Source organism: Arthrobacter rhamnosi (assembly GCF_054510975.1).
This window is the reverse complement of sequence record NZ_JBTNDN010000003.1, coordinates 35,354-52,855: the sequence shown is the minus strand read 5'-3', so window position 1 is coordinate 52,855 and position 17,502 is coordinate 35,354. Positions and strand designations below refer to the sequence as shown.

The window sequence follows — 17,502 nt, the reverse complement described above, 5'->3', positions numbered from 1 at the left end:
GCCGGCGCGCCGCTCCGTCAGGGTCGAAGGGCCCGGAAGTCCGGGTGGCCCGTCGGACCTGACCAGTCCTGCGACGTATCCCGCCCGGCGGAGGGCCCTCCCCTCACAGTCCTGAGGAGACGCACCCACGATCGGTGCGGGGGACCTCGATAGCCCGGCGCGAAGGGGTGATGCTTTACTGCTCCCATGACGGATGACTCGGGTAAGGGCAGTGAGCCGCACAACGGCAGCGTTGTGGCCCGGTCGAACTGGCTGCGTGCCGGCGTGCTGGGCGCGAATGATGGGATCGTCTCGACCGCCGCCACGGTGGTGGGTGTCGCCGGGGTGACGAACACCCTGGCGCCGATCCTGGTCGCGGGTACGGCGGCCGTCGTCGGTGGTTCCGTGTCCATGGCGCTCGGTGAGTACGTGTCGGTCAGCAGCCAGAAGGACAGCCAGGAGGCCCTGATCGAGAAGGAGCGCCAGGAGTTGCTCGATGACCCCGAGGGGGAACTGGTCGAGCTTGCCGGCCTGTACGAACAGAAGGGCCTGGCTCCCGCCACAGCCCGCCAGGTCGCGGTCGAACTGACAGGACACAATGCCCTTGCCGCTCACCTGTCGGCGGAGCTGAACATCGATGAACTCGAGGTGGTGAACCCGTGGCACGCGGCGTTCGCTTCGGCGGCGTCCTTCACGGCCGGAGCGGTCCTGCCCTTGCTGGCGATTCTCCTGCTGCCGGCAAGCATACGTATTCCCCTCACCTTCGTGGCAGTCCTCGTCGCGTTGGCCATCACGGGAACCATCAGCGCCCACGTGGGTGGTAGTTCACGACGGCGAGCGACGGCCCGCCTCGTGCTGGGCGGAGCGCTGGCAATGGCCTTCACTCTCCTGGTGGGCACTCTCCTGGGAACCACCGGTATCGCCTGACCGCTGCACGATTCGGGTCCGGACTCTCAGGTGCGGACCTTCCGGCTGTCTGCCGCTGTCCGACTGTCCGGCACTGTGCTCGCCACCAGGGGCACGAGCACCGTGGGGTCGCGCCGGAACGGCACGTCGAGTACTGCCCGGAGAAGCCAGCGAACCTCCAGGAGGGGTGATTTCACGGTCGGGGCAGGAACAGCAGGCACGGCCAGGGTGAAGGGTATGGCTGAATCGCCGGATGCGGTCAGGGGTATGCGTATGCCACTCAGCACCGTTTCCTCAACGAGGACTTCTTCTGCGGAGCTGTGCGACTGCGGGCGTTGCGCCGCCCAGGACATCACTTCTTCCTGCATGACGATGCTGAGGGTCAGGGCGCGTGCCTTGGCTCCGCTCACTTCTGCGACGCCGGAGATTTCCCCTCCCGGATACAGGGAGTGTGTCGAGAGCTGCGCCAACCGCAGGGACGGCTCGAAGTGCTCGACCCCGGGCTCGGCACCGCCGGCAGTACCACCGGAGTGAACGGTCAGTGGGTGGTGACGTACGAGATCCTCATTGCCCTCGCTGGACACCCTCACACGCACGGACCAGGTAGAGGTGATGAGTTTCCCGTGAAGTGTGGGTATCGCGTCGGCGGGCACGATCAGCTGACTCGCCTCGCAGCAGGATTCTCCTGCGCGCAAGGTGGTGTCGGTTTCGAGCTGGGTGCTTCCGATGTCACGGGAGGTACGCTCAGCGGCGCGGAAGGTGCCGCCGTACGGGTTCCCATGTGTCCGGGTGAGGCTCAACGAGTGCACGAGCGTGAACTGCACTGAAGTCATCCGCACCCGGTGACTCGCACGGATCTCGACGGTGACAGGGGTGCTGTGGCCCAGAGCCGCGGTGCCCTCGGTGCCACGCTGCAGGAGGGAAATATCCAGAGCCTGGGGCGAGCGGGTGAGTAACATCGGAGGCCTCCCTGCGTCGATGAGCATCCATCCTCTCAGTTGATCGGCTGGAGGACATGGGTCTAAAGTCACGAGTTCGCCGTGAAGCGGTACCAGGGACTCCTGGTCCTTGATGACCGACGGGCGGGCCAGGACCGGGCAGTCCTGAAGGTCAGGCGTCCTTCTGGTCGGCGGCCTCGCGGATGACGAGGACGGGGCAGTGTGCGTGGGATACGCAGGCGCTGCTGACGGAACCAAGGAGAAGTCCGCGGAAGGTGCCATGGCCCCGCCGGCCGACGATGAGCAAGACGGCATTCTCCGAGGCCTTGACGAGGGCTTTTGCCGGGTGGTTGAACACCACCGTGCTCTGGAGCCCAGCGGGTCGGTCCTCCCCGTAGGCGGCGGCGAGAGCCTTGTCCAGGTGTTCACGCGCGGCTTCCGAGAATTCGCTGCTGCCCAGGGGCATGAATCCCGGGTCGGCTGCGGGGTAGTCCCACGCTGCGACGGCGAAAATTGTCGCGTCGAAGGTAGGGGCGAGCTTCTGGGCGTACCGCAGTGCTTCGATGGATTGCTCGGATCCATCGACCCCGACAACGATCTGAGGAACGGCTGGTGTGCTCACGGCGCTTCTCCTTCTGAGATCTCACGAACAGCAACCTTGCTCCCTGAACAGTGCATCTCATCGGGGCTCCCCTCCTAGGGCCTTTCGTCCCGCTTTGAAGGGCTCATGCCAGACGCGACGGACGATGCGTCCCGCCTGGCGGCCGATGGGGGAGAGGTCGGCCGGGCCGTCTGGTCCGGCCGGCGGCGCGTCAGGATGGCATCGGTGCCGATCAGGTGCGGTTCCTCGAGCCGTCAGACTGGGCCTCGGTCGCGTGGAGTTCGATCAGGATGGACTGCTCCGGGAACAGGACAGGTGCCTGGATGCCGACGTGGGCGAGGGTGGTTCCGGTCAGTACCAGGGGAGCGCCGGTGAGTGATGCTTCCGCCCAACCCAGGGGCGACTGACCGTTACCGGGGAGCGAGGTGTAGGGGCTGGAGAGTCGAACCGCGTAGGAGCGGTGCGGGTCGAGGCCCGGGAAGGTGAGTTTCCCCGGTGGGTAGGACGCGCTGGAGGCGGTGAGGGAGTAGGCGAAGAGGGCCGCGGACTTGTCCGATGCGACGGTTCCGCGCAGGTCCATCGCCGGGTCGGGCAGGTCCGCGTGGACGACGTGTCCGCTGTGGAGGGTGTCCCGCCACTGGAGGTGGAGGTTGATCCACTCCTTCAGGTGCTCGGTCTCGGTGGCGGTGAGCTTCGAGATGTCCCATTCGATGCCGTAATGGCCGAAGATCGCTGTCGCTGCCCGGAAGGGGAGGGCGTGGGTCCGACCGGTGGAGTGGGATGTCGGACCGCTGATGTGCATGCCCATGAGTTCGGGGGGCACGAGGAGACCGGTGTACTTCTGGATGGTCAACCGCTCGAGCGGATCGATGCAGTCACTGGTCCAGATGCGGTCCGTGTGGTCGAGGACTCCGAGGTCCACCCGGGCTCCGCCTGAGGCGCAGCTTTCGATCTCCAGACCGGGATGGCGGTCCTTGAGTGTGCGCATCAACCGGTACACGGCTTCGACGTTCCTGTGGACGACGGCGCGGCCGGTAACGGCGGCGGCGGCGTCGAGCAGGTCCCGGTTGTGGTCCCACTTGATGTAGGCGATGTCGTGGGTGCTCAGAATGGTATCGATGCAGTCGAGGATGTAGCTGTACGCGTCCGGGTTGGCGAGATTCAGGACCTGCTGCTGCCTGCCGGATACGGGTAGCCTGCCTTCGGCCTGGATGATCCAGTCGGGGTGATCGGCTGCGAGTCTGGAGTCGAGGTTGATCATCTCGGGTTCGAACCAGAGCCCGAATTCCATGCCGAGGGCGCGGACGTGATCGACGAGCGGTGTGAGGCCGTCGGGCCAGACCCCGGGGTCGATGAACCAGTCGCCCAGGCTGGAGGTGTCATCGCGACGGCCCTCGAACCAGCCGTCATCGAGGACGAACCTATCCACGCCCAGGGCGGCGGCCGTGTCCGCGAGGCGGGTGAGACGGTCGAGGTCGTGGTCGAAGTACACGGCCTCCCAGGTGTTGAGCGTGACCGGCCGGGGAGATGAGGGGTGGACAGGACGGGACCGCACGTGGTCGTGGAAGCGGGCGGAGAGCTCATTGAGGCCGTGACCCCAGGACGCGAGCATCTCCGGGGCGGTGTAGGTCTCTCCCGGGGCGAGGACAATCTCTTCGGGCAGGAGCAGTTCCCCGGCGCTCAGAAATGCCTGACCGGCCGGGGTCTTCTCGGCGGTGAGTTGATGATTGCCGCTCCAGGCCAGGTGTATGGCGTGGACCAGACCTGTCTCGAATCCGAAGGACGGGGTGCCGGCGGCCAGGACCACGGTGGCGTCGGCGCCGGGGCGGCCGCGTCGACTCTCCCTCCGGTAGGTTCCCTGGGTGAGCAGATGGCGCTGGGGGCTCCGTTCGCGCAGGTGCCGACCGGTGGTGTCCAGGACCTCGACAGCCGAATCCGGCAACGGCACGGCAGCCAGCAGCGAGCGCACTTCGTAGTCGGAATCACCGGTGTTCGTCACCGACAGCCGTTGGTGCAGAACTCCCGCAGCGCTGAGGCGGATCCACCCGGTAGCGCGAAGACGGGCGGCCTCGTCATCCGCCGTGAACGACACTTCCCGGCCGCCGTCGTCGACCTCTGCCTGCCCGATCGAGGTGAGCTGGAAGGCGGGAGAGATGTTCGTTCCCTGTCGGTGGCCTGTGAAGCCCGGGGTGCCCTGCCAGCCGAACGCTTCCTGCGGGATGACCGACAAACGAGCGGGGACATCGAGGCCGCCAGACACACGCTGGGGCACCAGCGATGCCACGAGTCCTGAGAGTTGCTCCGAGTTGAGAGGTCCCAGGGATGGCCCCCAGTGCACGATCGCCGGGACGCCGGGTCCGGAGGCGTCGACCACTACGCTCGTGTCGGCTACTGACAGGTGGATGGTCGTCGTCGAACCAGGGGTGGTGGACAGCATGAACAATTTCTACAGCAAAACCGAGGCGGATCCCGACAGTGCGCAGGCCGACCCCACCTGCCCGTGGCTCTTCCCGTCCCTCGAGCCTGTCCCCGTTGGAACCGCGTCCTCGGTAGGCTGGATCCGCAACCGCTACCCAGGAGGACCACGTGGGCATTTCACCCGAAGATGAAGTCGTCAGGATCTGCCAGGACCTGATCCGCATCGATACCTCGAACTTCGGGGACAACGTGGGCCCGGGGGAGCGGAAGGCCGCCGAATACACTGCAGGCCTCATCGAGGACGTCGGACTGTCCACGCAGCTGATCGAAGCCGCCCCCGGCCGCACCTCCGTCGTCGCCCGCATGGAGGGGTCGGATCCGTCCCTGCCCGCGCTCGTGGTCCACGGACACCTCGACGTCGTGCCCGCGCAGAAGGAGGACTGGACCGTCGATCCCTTCGGCGGTGAGGAGAAGGACGGCCTGATCTGGGGCCGCGGCGCCGTGGACATGAAGGACATGGACGCCATGATCCTGTCCGTCCTCCGCTCCCTGCAGCGCGACGGGGTCAAGCCCAAGCGGGACCTCATCTTCGGGTTCTTCGCGGACGAGGAAGCGGGAGGGGCCTACGGAGCCTCCTGGCTGGTCGACAACAAGCCGGAGATCTTCGAAGGTGCCACGGAGGCCATCTCCGAGGTGGGCGGCTTCTCCGCGACCATCGGGGGACAGCGCACCTACCTCCTGCAGACGGCAGAGAAGGGCATCTCCTGGCTGCGGCTCGTTGCGCACGGCCGCGCCGGCCACGGATCGCAGATCAATACCGACAACGCCGTGACAGCCCTGGCCCGTGCCGTCACGCGCATCGGCGAGTACTCCTGGCCCATCGAGCTCACCCCGACCACGCGGCAGTTCCTCGACGGTGTCACCGAACTGACCGGCATCGAGTTCGACGCCGACAACCCCGACATCCTCCTGAAGGAACTCGGCACCGTGGCGCGCTTCGTCGGCGCGACACTGCAGAACACCGCCAATCCGACGGTCCTCAAGGGCGGCTACAAGCACAACGTCATCCCGGGCACCGCCGAGGCGCTGATCGACGTCCGGACACTGCCGGGCCAGCAGGACCAGGTCCTCGAGATCATCCGCGGGCTCGCCGGCGACGGCGTGGACGTGACCTACGAGCACAAGGACACCTCGCTCGAGGTGCCGTTCGCCGGGAACCTCGTCGACTCCATGATCGACGCCCTGCACTCCGAGGATCCGGGAGCCAGGGTCCTGCCGTACACGCTCTCGGGCGGCACCGACAACAAGTCGCTCAGCAGGCTCGGCATCACGGGCTACGGCTTCGCGCCCCTGCAGCTGCCCGACGAGCTCGACTTCACAGGCATGTTCCACGGCGTCGACGAGCGCGTCCCCACGGACTCGCTCCGCTTCGGCGCCCGGGTGCTCGCCCGCCTGCTCACCACCTACTGAGAAACCCCCTCCTGAGAATCCACCTCCTGCGAATCCACCTACCGAGCACCGAACGGGACGACACGTGGCGACGATGACGGAAAGTACTCCCGCGCAGCTCCTGCCCGCGGAGATGCTCGACCGCTTCCGGGAGAGGGCGGGACGCTACGACGCGGCCAATGCCTTCTTCACGGAGGATTTCGAGGAGCTCGCCGCGTCCGGCTATCTCCGGATCCTGGCGGAGGTACCCGCCGGCGACGGCGGGGGCATGGGCCGGGCCGCCGCTGCGCAGCGAGAACTCGCGGCCGCCGCACCCGCGACCGCCCTGGGCGTGAACATGCACCTGGTCTGGACAGCGGTGGCGGGCCTGCTGGCGGATCGCGGTGACGCGTCGCTGCAGTTCGTCCTCGATGAGGCCGCGCGGGGCGAGGTGTTCGCGTTCGGCGTCTCGGAACCGGGCAACGACGCCGTCCTGTTCGATTCGCTGACGCTTGTGGACCGTCTGCCGGACGGCGGCTTCAGCTACACCGGCACCAAGGTGTTCACGAGCCTGTCCCCGGTGTGGACCCGGCTCGGGATCTTCGGCAAGCTCGAGGGTCGGGACGGCGACGACGACGCCATCCTGCACGCGTTCGTCCCGCGTGGCACCCCTGGGGTGGAGACCGTGGAGGACTGGAACCCGCTGGGGATGCGCGCCACGCAGTCCAACACCACGCGCCTGTCCGACGTCCGTGTCCCGGCCGACGCGGTGTTCCGGCGTGTGCCGGTCGGACCGAATGCTGACCTCCTGGTCTTCGGGATCTTCGCGGCCTTCGAGACCCTCATCGCCTCGGTATACCTGGGTATCGCGGATCGGGCCCTCGACCTGGCCTCGCAGTCCCTGTCCCGGCGCCGCAGCCATGTCGCGGACCGCCCTCTGTCCGACGATCCCGTGCTCCGGAACCTCCTGGCCGGAGCTGCGATGCAGCGGACCGGAGCGGAAGCCGAACTGCGCAGTGTCACCCAGGACCTGGATGGGCAGGCAGAGGTCGGAGCCCTGTGGTTCGCACGCCTCGTGACGCTCAAGACCCATGCCGTCGAGGCGGCGGTTGCAGCGACCGCCACCGCGCTCCATGTCGGAGGGGGATCCGGATTCGCGGCGTCCTCGGAAGCGGTGCGGCTCCACCGCGACGCGCTGGCCGGACAGTTCCATCCGTCGACGGAGGAATCCGCGCGGGCGACGGTCGCAACGTCCCTGCTCGGCCCGCCGTCGGTCTAGCCTGTTCCTGGAGGACGAGGAACGGGCCGCCCTTGCAGGGCGGCCGCACCGGACCTGTACCCGCGGGAGCTTACGCCGTGCGCTCGACCCGCAGGACCTTCCGCCGCAACCAGTAGCGCCTGCTGCCCCCCAGATAGATGCAGCTGCGCTCGAGTTCCCACTTGCCGTACTCGGCGTGTTCCGTGAGGAGTTTTCGGGCCGCGGGCAAGGACTCGCCGGCATTCACGGTCAGGACCAGGTACTCGTACTGCCGCCCGTAGTCGCGCTTCCGGACGGCCGTTGCGTTCAGAAAATGTTCTCGCATATCCCTCCAATTTTGATCACTTTACCGATAACGTCTAGTGCATGAGCATAGATCCGCGTGTCGCGCTCCAGTCCCTCGTGACGGCCCTTGAAGAGCATCTTGCAGCCTCGGCGTCACGACGGCGGGAAGATGACCCGGCGGTGGAAGCGGCGTACCTCAGCATCGCCGATGCCTTCGAGGTCTACGAGGAAGCACTGTATGACGCCTTCGGTGAAGTGACCCCGCTCGAGATCTATGAGGAGCCGGACGACGACGACAGCGAGGACGAGGCCGACTACGCGCCGGACCTGATCGAGGCCGAGGCGGCACCCGACCGGAGCTGACGCAGGGCGCTGGGGAAGACCCGCAGGAGCCACTGCGCTGACACGACTGAAGCCTCGTCAGGTCGCGAGCGCGGAAACCTCGTCGAGGACCTCGGCGATGGGCGCTGCGACGGGCGCATCGCCGGTCTGGAGAATCTCCTTGAGCTGCTGGGCCGTCCGCGCACCCACGATCGCCGAGGCCACCCCGGGCCGGTGCAGGAGCCAGCGCAGCGCGAGTTCGTGGGGCTGGAGATCGAGCCCGCGTGAGGCCGTGCACAGTGCCTCGGTGATCCGCTGCGGCTTCCCCGAGAGGTAGGGCTCCACGTAAGGGGACCACAGGTCGGACGCCCCGCGTGATTCGGAGGGAATCCTGCCCCGGTACTTCCCGGTCAGTACGCCCCGGCCCAGCGAACCCCACGCGAGGATCGCCGCACCGAAGGCTTCGGCCGCTGGAAGGACCTCCCGCTCGGCGCCGCGGCTCACCAGCGAGTACTCGACGTCGTTGACGAGGAGCGGGAACGACGCCGTCGCCGCCGCGCGCGCGAATTCCCACCCCGAGTAGTTGGACACGCCGACGTAGCGCGCGCGTCCCGTCCCATACGCGACCTCGAGCGCGCTCAGGGTCTCCTGCAGGGGGACGGACGGATCGGGGGAGGGGGCGAGCCACACGTCCACGTGATCGGTCCCGAGCAGCGACAGCGAGGCATCGAGGGAATCGAGCAGGCCCCGGCGTGAGCCGTCCAGCCTCCTGCTCCCGGAGCGGGTCGTGCCGCCCTGCACCACCAGCACCAGCTCGGAGCGCGCCACGGTGTCACCCATGAAGCCGCCCAGCATCGCTTCCGCCTGGCCTTCCCCGTAGCGTGCCGCGGTCTCGACCAGCGTGCCGCCGGCCTCGGCGAAGATACGGAGCTGCTCGCGGGCGGCTTCCTCGTTGACCTCCCGGCCCCAGTTCATGGTGCCGAGTCCCAGCGCCGAGACGGCCAGGCCGCTCGCTCCCACGTTTCGCCGTTGCATGGAGCAAGCCTAAAGCCTGTCGCCGGCCGCATGGCTTAGGGTCGTAAGAGTGAATTGGATAGAAGCAGTCATCCTGGGGTTCGTCCAGGGCCTTACCGAGTTCCTACCCATTTCATCGAGCGCACACCTGCGCATCGTGGGAGAACTCCTGCCGAACGCGCAGGATCCGGGAGCGGCCTTCACCGCCATCACGCAGCTCGGCACGGAGACCGCCGTCGTCGTGTTCTTCTGGCGGGACATCGTGCGGATCGTCAGGGCCTGGTTCGGCGCCCTGCGCGGCACGGTGCCGCGGAACGACCCGGATGCCCGGATGGGCTGGCTGGTCATTCTCGGCAGCGTGCCGATCGTCCTGCTCGGGCTGCTGTTCCAGGACCAGATCGAGAGCACGTTCCGGAGTCTGTGGATCGTGGCCACCATGCTGATCGTCTTCGGCCTCGTCCTCGCCGTCGCCGATCACGTGGGCCGGCAGGAACGCGAGCTCTCGAGCCTGACCTACCCGCACGGCATCCTGTACGGACTCGCCCAGGCACTGGCACTGATCCCGGGCGTGTCGCGGTCCGGCGGCACCATCACCGCGGGCCTGCTCATGGGATACACCCGCGAGGCGGCGGCGCGCTATTCGTTCCTGCTCGCCATTCCCGCGGTCTTCGGCAGCGGCGTGTTCCAGCTCGCCAAGAGCTACGACGAGACCGGCCCCTACGCCCTGCCCGAGACGGCACTGGCCACGCTGGTCGCCTTCGTGGTCGGGTTCGCGATCATCGGGTGGTTCCTCAAGTACGTCACCACCCGCGGGTACGGCCTCTTCGTCTGGTACCGCATCCTGCTCGGTCTGGCCCTCTACCTCCTGCTCGGCTTCGGCGTCATCAGCGCCTGACGCCGGGCCGTAAGGTAGAACGTGTGATTGCGTGGAATTCGACTCCTGTCCCAGAACTCGACGGCACCCAGTCGGGTATCAGCCTGTTCGACACCGCCCTCCAGCAGCTGGCGCCACTCGGGCAGCACCCTGAGCACAGCCTCTATGTCTGCGGCATCACCCCCTACGACGCGACCCACCTTGGTCACGCGGCCACCTACGTCGCCTTCGACCTCCTCAACCGCACCTGGCGTGACGCCGGAGCAGTGGTGTCCTACGTCCAGAACGTGACGGACGTCGACGATCCCCTGCTCGAGCGCGCCACGGCCACCGGCGTCGACTGGCAGGATCTCGCCGCCGGCCAGATCGCCCTGTTCCGTGAGGACATGGAGGCGCTGAACGTCCTGCCCCCGGACCACTACGTCGGCGCCGTCGAGGCGATCGACTGGATCGTCCCGGCGGTCGAGGAGCTGGTGGGCCGCGGGCTCGCCTACGCCGTGCCGGGGGAGGACGGCGAGCCCGACGGCGACGTCTACTTCTCCCTCGATTCCGCAGCCTCGCTCGATGAGCACGACCCTGCCCGCTGGTTCCTCGGCCAGGTCTCGCACCTCGACGCCGGGACGATGCTCGAGCTGTCGGCGGAACGCGGCGGGGACCCGCAGCGCCCGCACAAGCGCAACGCGCTCGATCCGCTCCTCTGGCGCACGGCACGCGCGGGGGAGCCGAGCTGGCCCGGAGGCGCTTTGGGCGACGGACGACCCGGCTGGCACATCGAATGCGCGATCATCGCCCAGCGGTTCCTGCCGGCCCCCTTCACCGTGCAGGGCGGCGGCTCGGACCTCGTGTTTCCCCACCACGAGATGAGCGCGTCCCACGCCTGGGCGGCCAGCGGCACCCCGCTGGCCCGGCACTACGCGCACGCCGGGATGGTCGGGTACGACGGCGGGAAGATGAGCAAGTCCCGGGGAAACCTGGTCCTCGTGTCGAAGCTGCGCCAGGCCGGCGTGGATCCCGCAGCCATCCGCCTGGCCATCCTCGCGCACCACTATCGCTCGGACTGGTCCTGGACGGACTCCGTGCTGGACGAGGGCATCGCCCGCCTCGCCGCCTGGCGTGCAGCCGCGGACGGCGCGGGGGAGGCCGACGTCGCCGCAGTGCGCGAAGCCATCCGCGGGCACCTGGCGAACGACCTCGACGCGCCGTCCGCCCTTGCCGCGGTGGACGCATGGGCAACGGGATCACGCGCACGAGCGGGGGGCGGAACGCACCGGCAGGACCTTGCCGACGTCCTCGACGCCCTGCTCGGCGTCCGCCTCTAGCGACGGGGCGGCATAGCCCTCCGCCGCCGCCGGCCCCGTGGATGCACCCGTCACGGCCACGGCCGGCCCCGTGGATGCACCCGTCACGGCCACGGCCGGGTCAGACGTCCCGCACCCCGTCCGGCCTACTGTTCGCGGCGGCGCTTCTTCAGGTAGCGCTCGAACTCACGGGCGATCGATTCGCCGCTCGCCTCCGGGAGGTCCACGGTGTCCTTGGCCTCCTCGAGCTGGCGCACGTAGGCCGCGACCTCGGGGTCCTCGGTGGCGAGCTCGTCCACTCCCCGTTCCCAGGCCTCCGATTCCTCCGTCAGCACGTGGGTGTCCACCGTGATCTGCAGGATCTCCTCGAGCTTGTTCAGGAGGGCCAGCTGGGCCTTCGGCGACGGCGACTGGCCCACGTAGTGGGGGACGGCAGCCCAGAGGGACATGGTGGGGATATCGGCGAGCAGGCCCATCTCGGCCAGCACGCCGACGATGCCGATCGGGCCCTCGTACGTCGACGGCTCGACGTCCAGGCTCTCCCGGACGAGGTCGTCGTCGGAGGTGACCGTGACGGGGATGGGGCGCGAATGCGGGACGTCGGCCAGCAGTGCTCCGACCAGGACGATGCAGTCGACGCTGAGCTCCTTCGCCAGGGCGACGAGCTCGGCGGTGTAGGCGCGCCACTTGTAGGAGGGCTCCACCCCGTTGACGAGGATCAGGTCGACGTTGGACTTCGAGACGACCGCCTTGCTGATGCGCGTGTTGGGCCACTTGATGCGCCGCTGGCCCGAGGAGTTCCGCTTGATCATGGGGCGGGTGAACTGGAAGTCGTAGAACTCGTCGGCGTCGATGGTCGAGATGCGCTCACTGCCGAAGTACCGGCCCATGTACTTCAGGGCGTCGCTGGCCGCTTCCCCGGCGTCGTTCCAGCCCTCGAAGGCCGCGAGCATGACGGTGATCCGGCGCTCTGGCTCGCCGGCATCCTGGAAAAGGTCCTGTACGCCGGTCGGCTGGTTCTCTTCGAAGCTGTCCACCGTCTCACCCTAAACCCCTGCGCGCGGCCATGTCAGGCGGGGGTTCCGCGGCTACGCGGAGAGCTGACGCACGGGTCCGTCAAGGGGCCACCGTAGACTTGAAGGCATGGCCAACCACCTCACCGGCAGTGTCCGAACCCGTCCGACCGAGATCCACCGGACCGTCTCCGGACGGTCGGGAAACGATCGGGGACTGCAGGGCGTGCTGTGGGACATGGACGGGACGATCGTCGACACGGAGCCGTACTGGATCCGGGCGGAGAAGGAACTGGTCGAGTCCCACGGCGGAACCTGGACCACCGAGCAGGCGACCGCCCTCGTGGGCCAGGCCCTCGAGTACTCCGCCGGCGTGCTCCAGCAGGCCGGCGTCGCTCTGGACGTCCGCAGCATCATCGAGCATCTGACGGACCGCGTGGCCGCGGACGTGCGGGCCGCCGTGCCCTGGCGTCCCGGAGCGCGAGAGCTGCTCTCGGCCCTGCGTGCGGAAGGCGTCCCGTGCGCCATGGTCACGATGTCCGAGAGCCTCCTCGCCGGCGAGATCGCCGCGCAGCTGCCGGAAGGCACCTTCTCCCACCTCGTCACCGGTGACCGTGTGACCGCAGGAAAGCCGGATCCGGAGGCCTACCAGCTGGGCTTCGACCTGCTGGCAGCGGATCACCCGGGGCTCCGCAAGGACCGGGTCGTCGCGATCGAGGACTCCCTGCCGGGTGTCACCTCGGCGCTCGCCGCCGGACTCGTGACGCTCGCCGTTCCCCACTTCGTCCCCCTGCCGCCCGACGGGCGCCGCACCGACTGGGACACCCTGGCGGGCCGGACGCCCGCCGATCTCGCCGCGCTCCTGCCGGAGGAGACGGGCAAGGACCGGCATGAGTAGCGGGCGGCAACCGGTCCGGACGCAGGGGAGCCCCGGGCTGTCGCTCGGCCGCCTCGCCGGCATCCCCGTCGTCCTCGCCTGGTCATGGTTCGTCATCACGGCCTTCATCGTGCTCGTCTTCGGGCCGCGCGTCTCGGCGGCGTTCCCGGGCATCGGTGCCGGCGCCTACGCCGTCGCTCTCGGTTACGCCCTGCTCCTCGCCGCGTCCGTCCTCATCCATGAACTGGCCCATGCCCTCACCGCGCGTGCCTTCGGCTGGCCGACCACCCGAATCGTCCTGAACCTGTGGGGCGGCCACACGCAGTTCGCAAGCTTCAATGCCTCGCCGGGCAGATCACTCGCCGTCGCCCTCGCCGGGCCCGCGGCGAACTTCGTGCTCGCGGGCCTCGGGTGGGTGATCCTGCAGGTCCTCGTGCCCGGGTCGGTGTCCTATCTGCTCGCCACGATCCTGGTCTGGGCCAACCTCCTCGTCGCCCTGTTCAACGTGCTGCCGGGCCTGCCGCTGGACGGCGGGCGCCTCGTCGAGAGCGTGGTCTGGAAGGCGACCGGCAGCCAGGAGAAGGGCACGGTGGCGGCCGGCTGGGCCGGACGCATCATCGTCCTCCTCCTGTTCGCTTCGGTGGTGGGCGTCCAGCTGGTGCAGGGGCGCGGCCCTGACCTGCTGGTCATCGTTCTCACCGTCGTCATGGGCGCATCCCTGTGGATGGGCGCCACGGCCGCCATCGAGAACGCGCGCATGCGCCTGCGCCTTCCCGCCATCAGCGCCGGCCGGCTGCAGCAGCGCGCCGTCGGGGTCCCCGCGGGCACAACGGTCCTCGCTGCGCACCGGCTCCTGCGGGACAACCCCGGAGCGGCGGTCGTCCTGACCGGCCCCTCGGGCGAGCCCGAGGCCGTCGTCGACGAGGCCGCGCTCCTCGCCGTCCCCGACGACGTGGCCGCGACGACGGCCGTCAACGCCGCCGCACGCCGGCTGGCGGCCGGCGCGTACGTGCCGGAGTCGGCCGAGGGCCAGGAGCTCCTGCAGTTCCTCGCCCGGCTCGAGGGGAACGAGTACGCCGTCATCAACCGCCTCGGTGCCGTGACGGGCGTGCTGCACCAGCGGACGGTCGTCCAGGCCATCACCGGCAAGGCCACGCCCGGTCCCTAGTGCCCCCCCTGCCGGTGGTGTGACGTCCGCCTGCCCTCATGCCCCGTTCCCTGACAGTTCCCCCCGAAGATCCAACTTCCACCACGAGGCCGGTCCGCCGGCCGCCGAAGGACGAACCATGAGTACCACCCAGACCACCCCCGAAGCGCCCGCCGGCCCCCACGGCGCGGCTGCCCGCCGCGGACCGTTCCGCGCCGGCGAGCGCGTCCAGCTGACCGACGAGAAGGGGCGGATGAACACCATCACCCTCACGCCCGGCGGTGCCTTCCACACGCACAAGGGCTTCCTGCAGCACGACGCCCTCATCGGTGCCACCGAGGGGACCATCCTCGAGAACACCACCGGCCAGCTGTACCAGGCGCTGCGGCCGCTGCTGTCGGACTTCGTGCTCTCGATGCCCCGCGGCGCGGCCGTCGTGTACCCGAAGGACGCCGGCCAGATCGTGACGATGGCCGACATCTATCCGGGAGCGCGCGTCGTCGAGGCAGGCGTCGGTTCGGGGGCGCTCTCCATCTCGCTCCTGCGCGCGGTCGGTGATTCCGGCTACCTCCACTCGTTCGAGCGCCGCGAGGAATTCGCCGACATCGCCCGGGGGAACGTCGAGACGATCTTCGGCGGGCCCCACCCGGCCTGGCAGATCACGCTCGGCGACTTCCAGGAGCAGGTCGTGGAGCACGAGGAACCGGGCTCGGTGGACCGGGTCGTCCTCGACATGCTCGCACCCTGGGAGTGCCTCGACGCCGTCGCCACCGTGCTCGCCGCAGGCGGCGTCTGGATCAGCTACGTCGCCACGGTGACGCAGCTGTCGCGCACCGCCGAGGCGATCCGGGCCGACGGGCGTTTCACGGAACCCGAGGGCTGGGAGTCGATGGTGCGCGGCTGGCACCTCGAGGGACTCGCCGTCCGCCCCGACCATCGCATGGTCGCCCACACCGGCTTCCTCCTCACCACCCGCAGGCTGGCCGAGGGCGCCACGGGTTTCACCCCGAAGCGCAGGCCGTCGAAGACGGGGTTCAGCGAGGAGGACCTCAATGCCTGGACGCCGCAGGCCGTCGGTGAGCGCGACGTCTCCGACAAGCGGTTGCGCAGGGTGGCGCGGGACGCAGCGTCGACGATCCAGCGGGGATCCCTGCCACCGGAGGAAGCGCAGGCACGTCGCGACGCCATTGCCGACGGGGGAACGGTCGAGTAGACGGGGGCCCGGCAGGAGTGTGCGGATAGTTACCGTGCACTTGTTAACAGGACTCACCGGGGACCTGCGTCTGCGCTAAGGTCGAAAGACAGCTGAAGGTCGAACCGAAAGTGGCGAACCGATATGCCGAACTCCGAAGACAACGCTCCTGCCGCTGAGCCGCGGGGCGCAACCCCTCCCGTCGACACTTCGGTCACCCAGCGCCAACTCAACGTCCTCCGGGACAAGCTGCGCCATATCGACCGCCAGCTCGCTTCGGCGACGCAGAACAACGGGAAGCTCGTCGCCGCCCTGGAGGCGGCGCGGACGGAGATCGTCCGGCTGAAGGCCGCCCTCGAGAAGGAGGGCGCGGCGCCGTTCAGTTTCGCCACCGTGATGCAGGTGAACCCGAGGCGTCCTGCCGAGCCGGGAACCACCACCGAGGCGACCGTCCAGGACACGGCCGACATCCTGCAGTCGGGCAGGAAGCTCCGGGTGACGGTCAGCCCCCTCATCAGCGTGCGGCAGCTCACCCCCGGGCAGGAGGTCCTGCTGAACGAATCACTGACCATCGTGGCGGCGCTCGGCTTCGAGCGGGCCGGGGAGATCGTCACCGTCAAGGAACTGCTGGGCGCGGACCGTGCGCTCGTCGTCGGCCGGACGGACGACGAGCGCGTCATCCGGCTCAGCGGTCCGCTGCAGGCGGAGAAGATCCGCGTGGGCGACGCACTCGCCGTCGACACCAAGTCGGGGTACGGCCTCGAGAAGGTACCGCGGAGCGAGGTCGAGAACCTCGTGCTGGAGGAGGTCCCGGACATCGCCTACGGTGACATCGGCGGTCTCGGTCCGCAGATCGAGCAGATCCGCGATGCCGTCGAGCTGCCGTTCCTGCACCCGGACCTCTACCGGGAGCACGGCCTCAAGCCACCCAAGGGCATCCTCCTGTACGGTCCGCCCGGGTGCGGCAAGACCCTGATCGCGAAGGCCGTGGCCAACAGCCTCGCCGCCAGGGCTGCGGAAAGGGCCGGCCTCGAGCAGATCCGCAGCTACTTCCTGAACATCAAGGGCCCGGAGCTGCTGGACAAGTACGTGGGCGAGACGGAGCGCCACATCCGCCTCATCTTCGCCCGCGCCCGCGAGAAGGCCTCCGACGGCAGCCCCGTCGTCGTGTTCTTCGACGAGATGGATTCGCTGTTCCGCACCCGCGGTACCGGCGTCTCCTCCGACGTCGAGACCACCATCGTGCCCCAGCTGCTGAGCGAGATCGACGGCGTCGAGAAGCTCGAGAACGTGATCGTCATCGGTGCCTCGAACCGTGAGGACATGATCGACCCTGCCATCCTCCGACCCGGCCGGCTGGACGTGAAGATCAAGATCCAGAGGCCCGACGCCGAGGGCGCTGCCGAGATCTTCGCCAAGTACATCACCGCCGACCTGCCGCTGCACGCGGACGACCTCGCGGAGAACGGCAACGATCCGCAGACCACGATCTCGGAGATGATCCGCCGCACCGTCGAGCAGATGTACTCCACGGACAAGCGGAACGAGTACCTGGAGGTGACCTACGCCAACGGGGACACCGAGATGCTGTACTTCAAGGACTTCAACTCCGGCGCGGTGATCCAGAACGTCGTGGACCGCGCGAAGAAGTACGCCATCAAGGACCTCCTCCTCGACGGCAGCAAGGGCCTGCGCATCGAGCACCTGATGCGGGCCGTGGTGGACGAGTTCCGCGAGCACGAGGACATGCCGAACACCACCAACCCCGACGACTGGGCACGCATCTCCGGCAAGAAGGGCGAGCGCATCACGTACATCCGGACGATCGTCCAGGGCAAGGCGGGCCAGGAGCCGGGCAAGTCGATCGAGACGACGGCGAATACGGGCCAGTATCTGTGATTGAAACGGGGGGACGACGGGCCGGTCGGCGCGGTGCATCGCCGGCGGTGGGCG

Annotated in this window: 16 protein-coding genes; 10 read left to right on the top strand and 6 right to left on the bottom strand. The window is 68.6% G+C overall.

The window, feature by feature from the left end:
- Nucleotides 1-186 precede the first annotated feature (186 nt).
- Nucleotides 187-906 (top strand): VIT1/CCC1 transporter family protein, encoded by a 720-nt coding sequence (locus ACX80J_RS08630; RefSeq protein WP_459347484.1) that lies wholly within the window; start codon nucleotides 187-189, stop codon nucleotides 904-906.
- Between the two features lie 26 nt (nucleotides 907-932).
- Here ACX80J_RS08630 and ACX80J_RS08625 read toward each other — a convergent pair whose 3' ends face one another.
- The 3 genes from ACX80J_RS08625 to ACX80J_RS08615 all read right to left on the bottom strand — a co-directional run bounded on the left by ACX80J_RS08625 (nucleotide 933) and on the right by ACX80J_RS08615 (nucleotide 4,861).
- Nucleotides 933-1,844, bottom strand: coding sequence for a vacuolar protein sorting-associated family 26 protein (locus ACX80J_RS08625; protein WP_459347483.1), 912 nt, complete (start codon nucleotides 1,842-1,844; stop codon nucleotides 933-935).
- A gap of 151 nt (nucleotides 1,845-1,995) precedes the next feature.
- Nucleotides 1,996-2,445 (bottom strand): universal stress protein, encoded by a 450-nt coding sequence (locus ACX80J_RS08620; RefSeq protein ID WP_459347482.1) that lies wholly within the window; start codon nucleotides 2,443-2,445, stop codon nucleotides 1,996-1,998.
- Between the two features lie 211 nt (nucleotides 2,446-2,656).
- On the bottom strand, nucleotides 2,657-4,861 hold the full coding sequence (locus tag ACX80J_RS08615; protein ID WP_459347481.1) for an alpha-galactosidase: 2,205 nt from the start codon (nucleotides 4,859-4,861) through the stop codon (nucleotides 2,657-2,659).
- A 149-nt stretch (nucleotides 4,862-5,010) separates the two neighbouring features.
- Here ACX80J_RS08615 and ACX80J_RS08610 point away from each other — a divergent pair, with 149 nt between their 5' ends.
- Both ACX80J_RS08610 and ACX80J_RS08605 read left to right on the top strand, forming a co-directional pair.
- Nucleotides 5,011-6,312: a M20/M25/M40 family metallo-hydrolase gene (locus ACX80J_RS08610; RefSeq protein WP_459347480.1), complete on the top strand. Its 1,302-nt coding sequence runs from the start codon at nucleotides 5,011-5,013 to the stop codon at nucleotides 6,310-6,312.
- A gap of 73 nt (nucleotides 6,313-6,385) precedes the next feature.
- Nucleotides 6,386-7,549 carry an acyl-CoA dehydrogenase family protein gene (locus ACX80J_RS08605; protein WP_459344739.1) on the top strand — a complete coding sequence of 388 codons (1,164 nt, stop codon included), beginning with the start codon at nucleotides 6,386-6,388 and terminating at the stop codon, nucleotides 7,547-7,549.
- 70 nt (nucleotides 7,550-7,619) lie between these two features.
- Here the strand turns inward: ACX80J_RS08605 and ACX80J_RS08600 are convergent, their stop codons facing one another.
- Nucleotides 7,620-7,853: a DUF5703 family protein gene (locus tag ACX80J_RS08600; protein ID WP_301227710.1), complete on the bottom strand. Its 234-nt coding sequence runs from the start codon at nucleotides 7,851-7,853 to the stop codon at nucleotides 7,620-7,622.
- A 41-nt stretch (nucleotides 7,854-7,894) separates the two neighbouring features.
- Between ACX80J_RS08600 and ACX80J_RS08595 the strand changes: the two genes are divergently transcribed.
- A complete protein-coding gene (locus ACX80J_RS08595; protein WP_459347479.1) occupies nucleotides 7,895-8,176 on the top strand; it encodes a hypothetical protein in 282 nt (93 codons plus the stop codon).
- A gap of 57 nt (nucleotides 8,177-8,233) precedes the next feature.
- On the opposite strand, the gene ACX80J_RS08590 is transcribed toward ACX80J_RS08595, so the two are convergent.
- A complete protein-coding gene (locus tag ACX80J_RS08590; RefSeq protein WP_459344421.1) occupies nucleotides 8,234-9,169 on the bottom strand; it encodes an aldo/keto reductase in 936 nt (311 codons plus the stop codon).
- Between the two features lie 49 nt (nucleotides 9,170-9,218).
- Here ACX80J_RS08590 and ACX80J_RS08585 point away from each other — a divergent pair, with 49 nt between their 5' ends.
- Nucleotides 9,219-10,043: an undecaprenyl-diphosphate phosphatase gene (locus tag ACX80J_RS08585; protein WP_459344420.1), complete on the top strand. Its 825-nt coding sequence runs from the start codon at nucleotides 9,219-9,221 to the stop codon at nucleotides 10,041-10,043.
- Nucleotides 10,044-10,066: 23 nt separating this feature from the next.
- Nucleotides 10,067-11,341 carry a cysteine--1-D-myo-inosityl 2-amino-2-deoxy-alpha-D-glucopyranoside ligase gene (gene mshC, locus ACX80J_RS08580; RefSeq protein WP_459347478.1) on the top strand — a complete coding sequence of 425 codons (1,275 nt, stop codon included), beginning with the start codon at nucleotides 10,067-10,069 and terminating at the stop codon, nucleotides 11,339-11,341.
- Nucleotides 11,342-11,466: 125 nt separating this feature from the next.
- Here the strand turns inward: mshC and ACX80J_RS08575 are convergent, their stop codons facing one another.
- Nucleotides 11,467-12,357, bottom strand: a complete 891-nt coding sequence (locus ACX80J_RS08575) for a PAC2 family protein (RefSeq protein WP_459344418.1) — start codon at nucleotides 12,355-12,357, stop codon at nucleotides 11,467-11,469.
- A gap of 106 nt (nucleotides 12,358-12,463) precedes the next feature.
- Between ACX80J_RS08575 and ACX80J_RS08570 the strand changes: the two genes are divergently transcribed.
- From ACX80J_RS08570 to arc, 4 genes are all read left to right on the top strand, one after another.
- A complete protein-coding gene (locus ACX80J_RS08570; RefSeq protein WP_459344417.1) occupies nucleotides 12,464-13,231 on the top strand; it encodes an HAD family hydrolase in 768 nt (255 codons plus the stop codon).
- Nucleotides 13,224-14,378 carry a site-2 protease family protein gene (locus tag ACX80J_RS08565; RefSeq protein WP_459344416.1) on the top strand — a complete coding sequence of 385 codons (1,155 nt, stop codon included), beginning with the start codon at nucleotides 13,224-13,226 and terminating at the stop codon, nucleotides 14,376-14,378. The genes ACX80J_RS08570 and ACX80J_RS08565 overlap by 8 nt, the downstream gene beginning before the upstream one ends.
- 118 nt (nucleotides 14,379-14,496) lie before the next feature.
- Entirely contained in the window at nucleotides 14,497-15,570 is a 1,074-nt protein-coding gene (locus ACX80J_RS08560; RefSeq protein WP_459344415.1) for a tRNA (adenine-N1)-methyltransferase, read from the top strand.
- 123 nt (nucleotides 15,571-15,693) lie between these two features.
- Nucleotides 15,694-17,448 carry a proteasome ATPase gene (arc, locus tag ACX80J_RS08555; RefSeq protein ID WP_459344414.1) on the top strand — a complete coding sequence of 585 codons (1,755 nt, stop codon included), beginning with the start codon at nucleotides 15,694-15,696 and terminating at the stop codon, nucleotides 17,446-17,448.
- Nucleotides 17,449-17,502: the final 54 nt, after the last annotated feature.

Bases quoted from the DNA above. Each gene is read 5' to 3' on its own strand.
- ACX80J_RS08630 (WP_459347484.1), top strand. From the start codon at position 187: ATGACGGATGACTCGGGTAAGGGCAGTGAGCCGCACAACGGCAGCGTT.
- ACX80J_RS08625 (WP_459347483.1), bottom strand. From the start codon at position 1,844: ATGTTACTCACCCGCTCGCCCCAGGCTCTGGATATTTCCCTCCTGCAG.
- ACX80J_RS08615 (WP_459347481.1), bottom strand. From the start codon at position 4,861: ATGCTGTCCACCACCCCTGGTTCGACGACGACCATCCACCTGTCAGTA.
- ACX80J_RS08605 (WP_459344739.1), top strand. From the start codon at position 6,386: ATGACGGAAAGTACTCCCGCGCAGCTCCTGCCCGCGGAGATGCTCGAC.
- ACX80J_RS08600 (WP_301227710.1), bottom strand. From the start codon at position 7,853: ATGCGAGAACATTTTCTGAACGCAACGGCCGTCCGGAAGCGCGACTAC.
- ACX80J_RS08595 (WP_459347479.1), top strand. From the start codon at position 7,895: ATGAGCATAGATCCGCGTGTCGCGCTCCAGTCCCTCGTGACGGCCCTT.
- ACX80J_RS08590 (WP_459344421.1), bottom strand. From the start codon at position 9,169: ATGCAACGGCGAAACGTGGGAGCGAGCGGCCTGGCCGTCTCGGCGCTG.
- ACX80J_RS08570 (WP_459344417.1), top strand. From the start codon at position 12,464: ATGGCCAACCACCTCACCGGCAGTGTCCGAACCCGTCCGACCGAGATC.
- ACX80J_RS08565 (WP_459344416.1), top strand. From the start codon at position 13,224: ATGAGTAGCGGGCGGCAACCGGTCCGGACGCAGGGGAGCCCCGGGCTG.
- ACX80J_RS08560 (WP_459344415.1), top strand. From the start codon at position 14,497: ATGAGTACCACCCAGACCACCCCCGAAGCGCCCGCCGGCCCCCACGGC.
- arc (WP_459344414.1), top strand. From the start codon at position 15,694: ATGCCGAACTCCGAAGACAACGCTCCTGCCGCTGAGCCGCGGGGCGCA.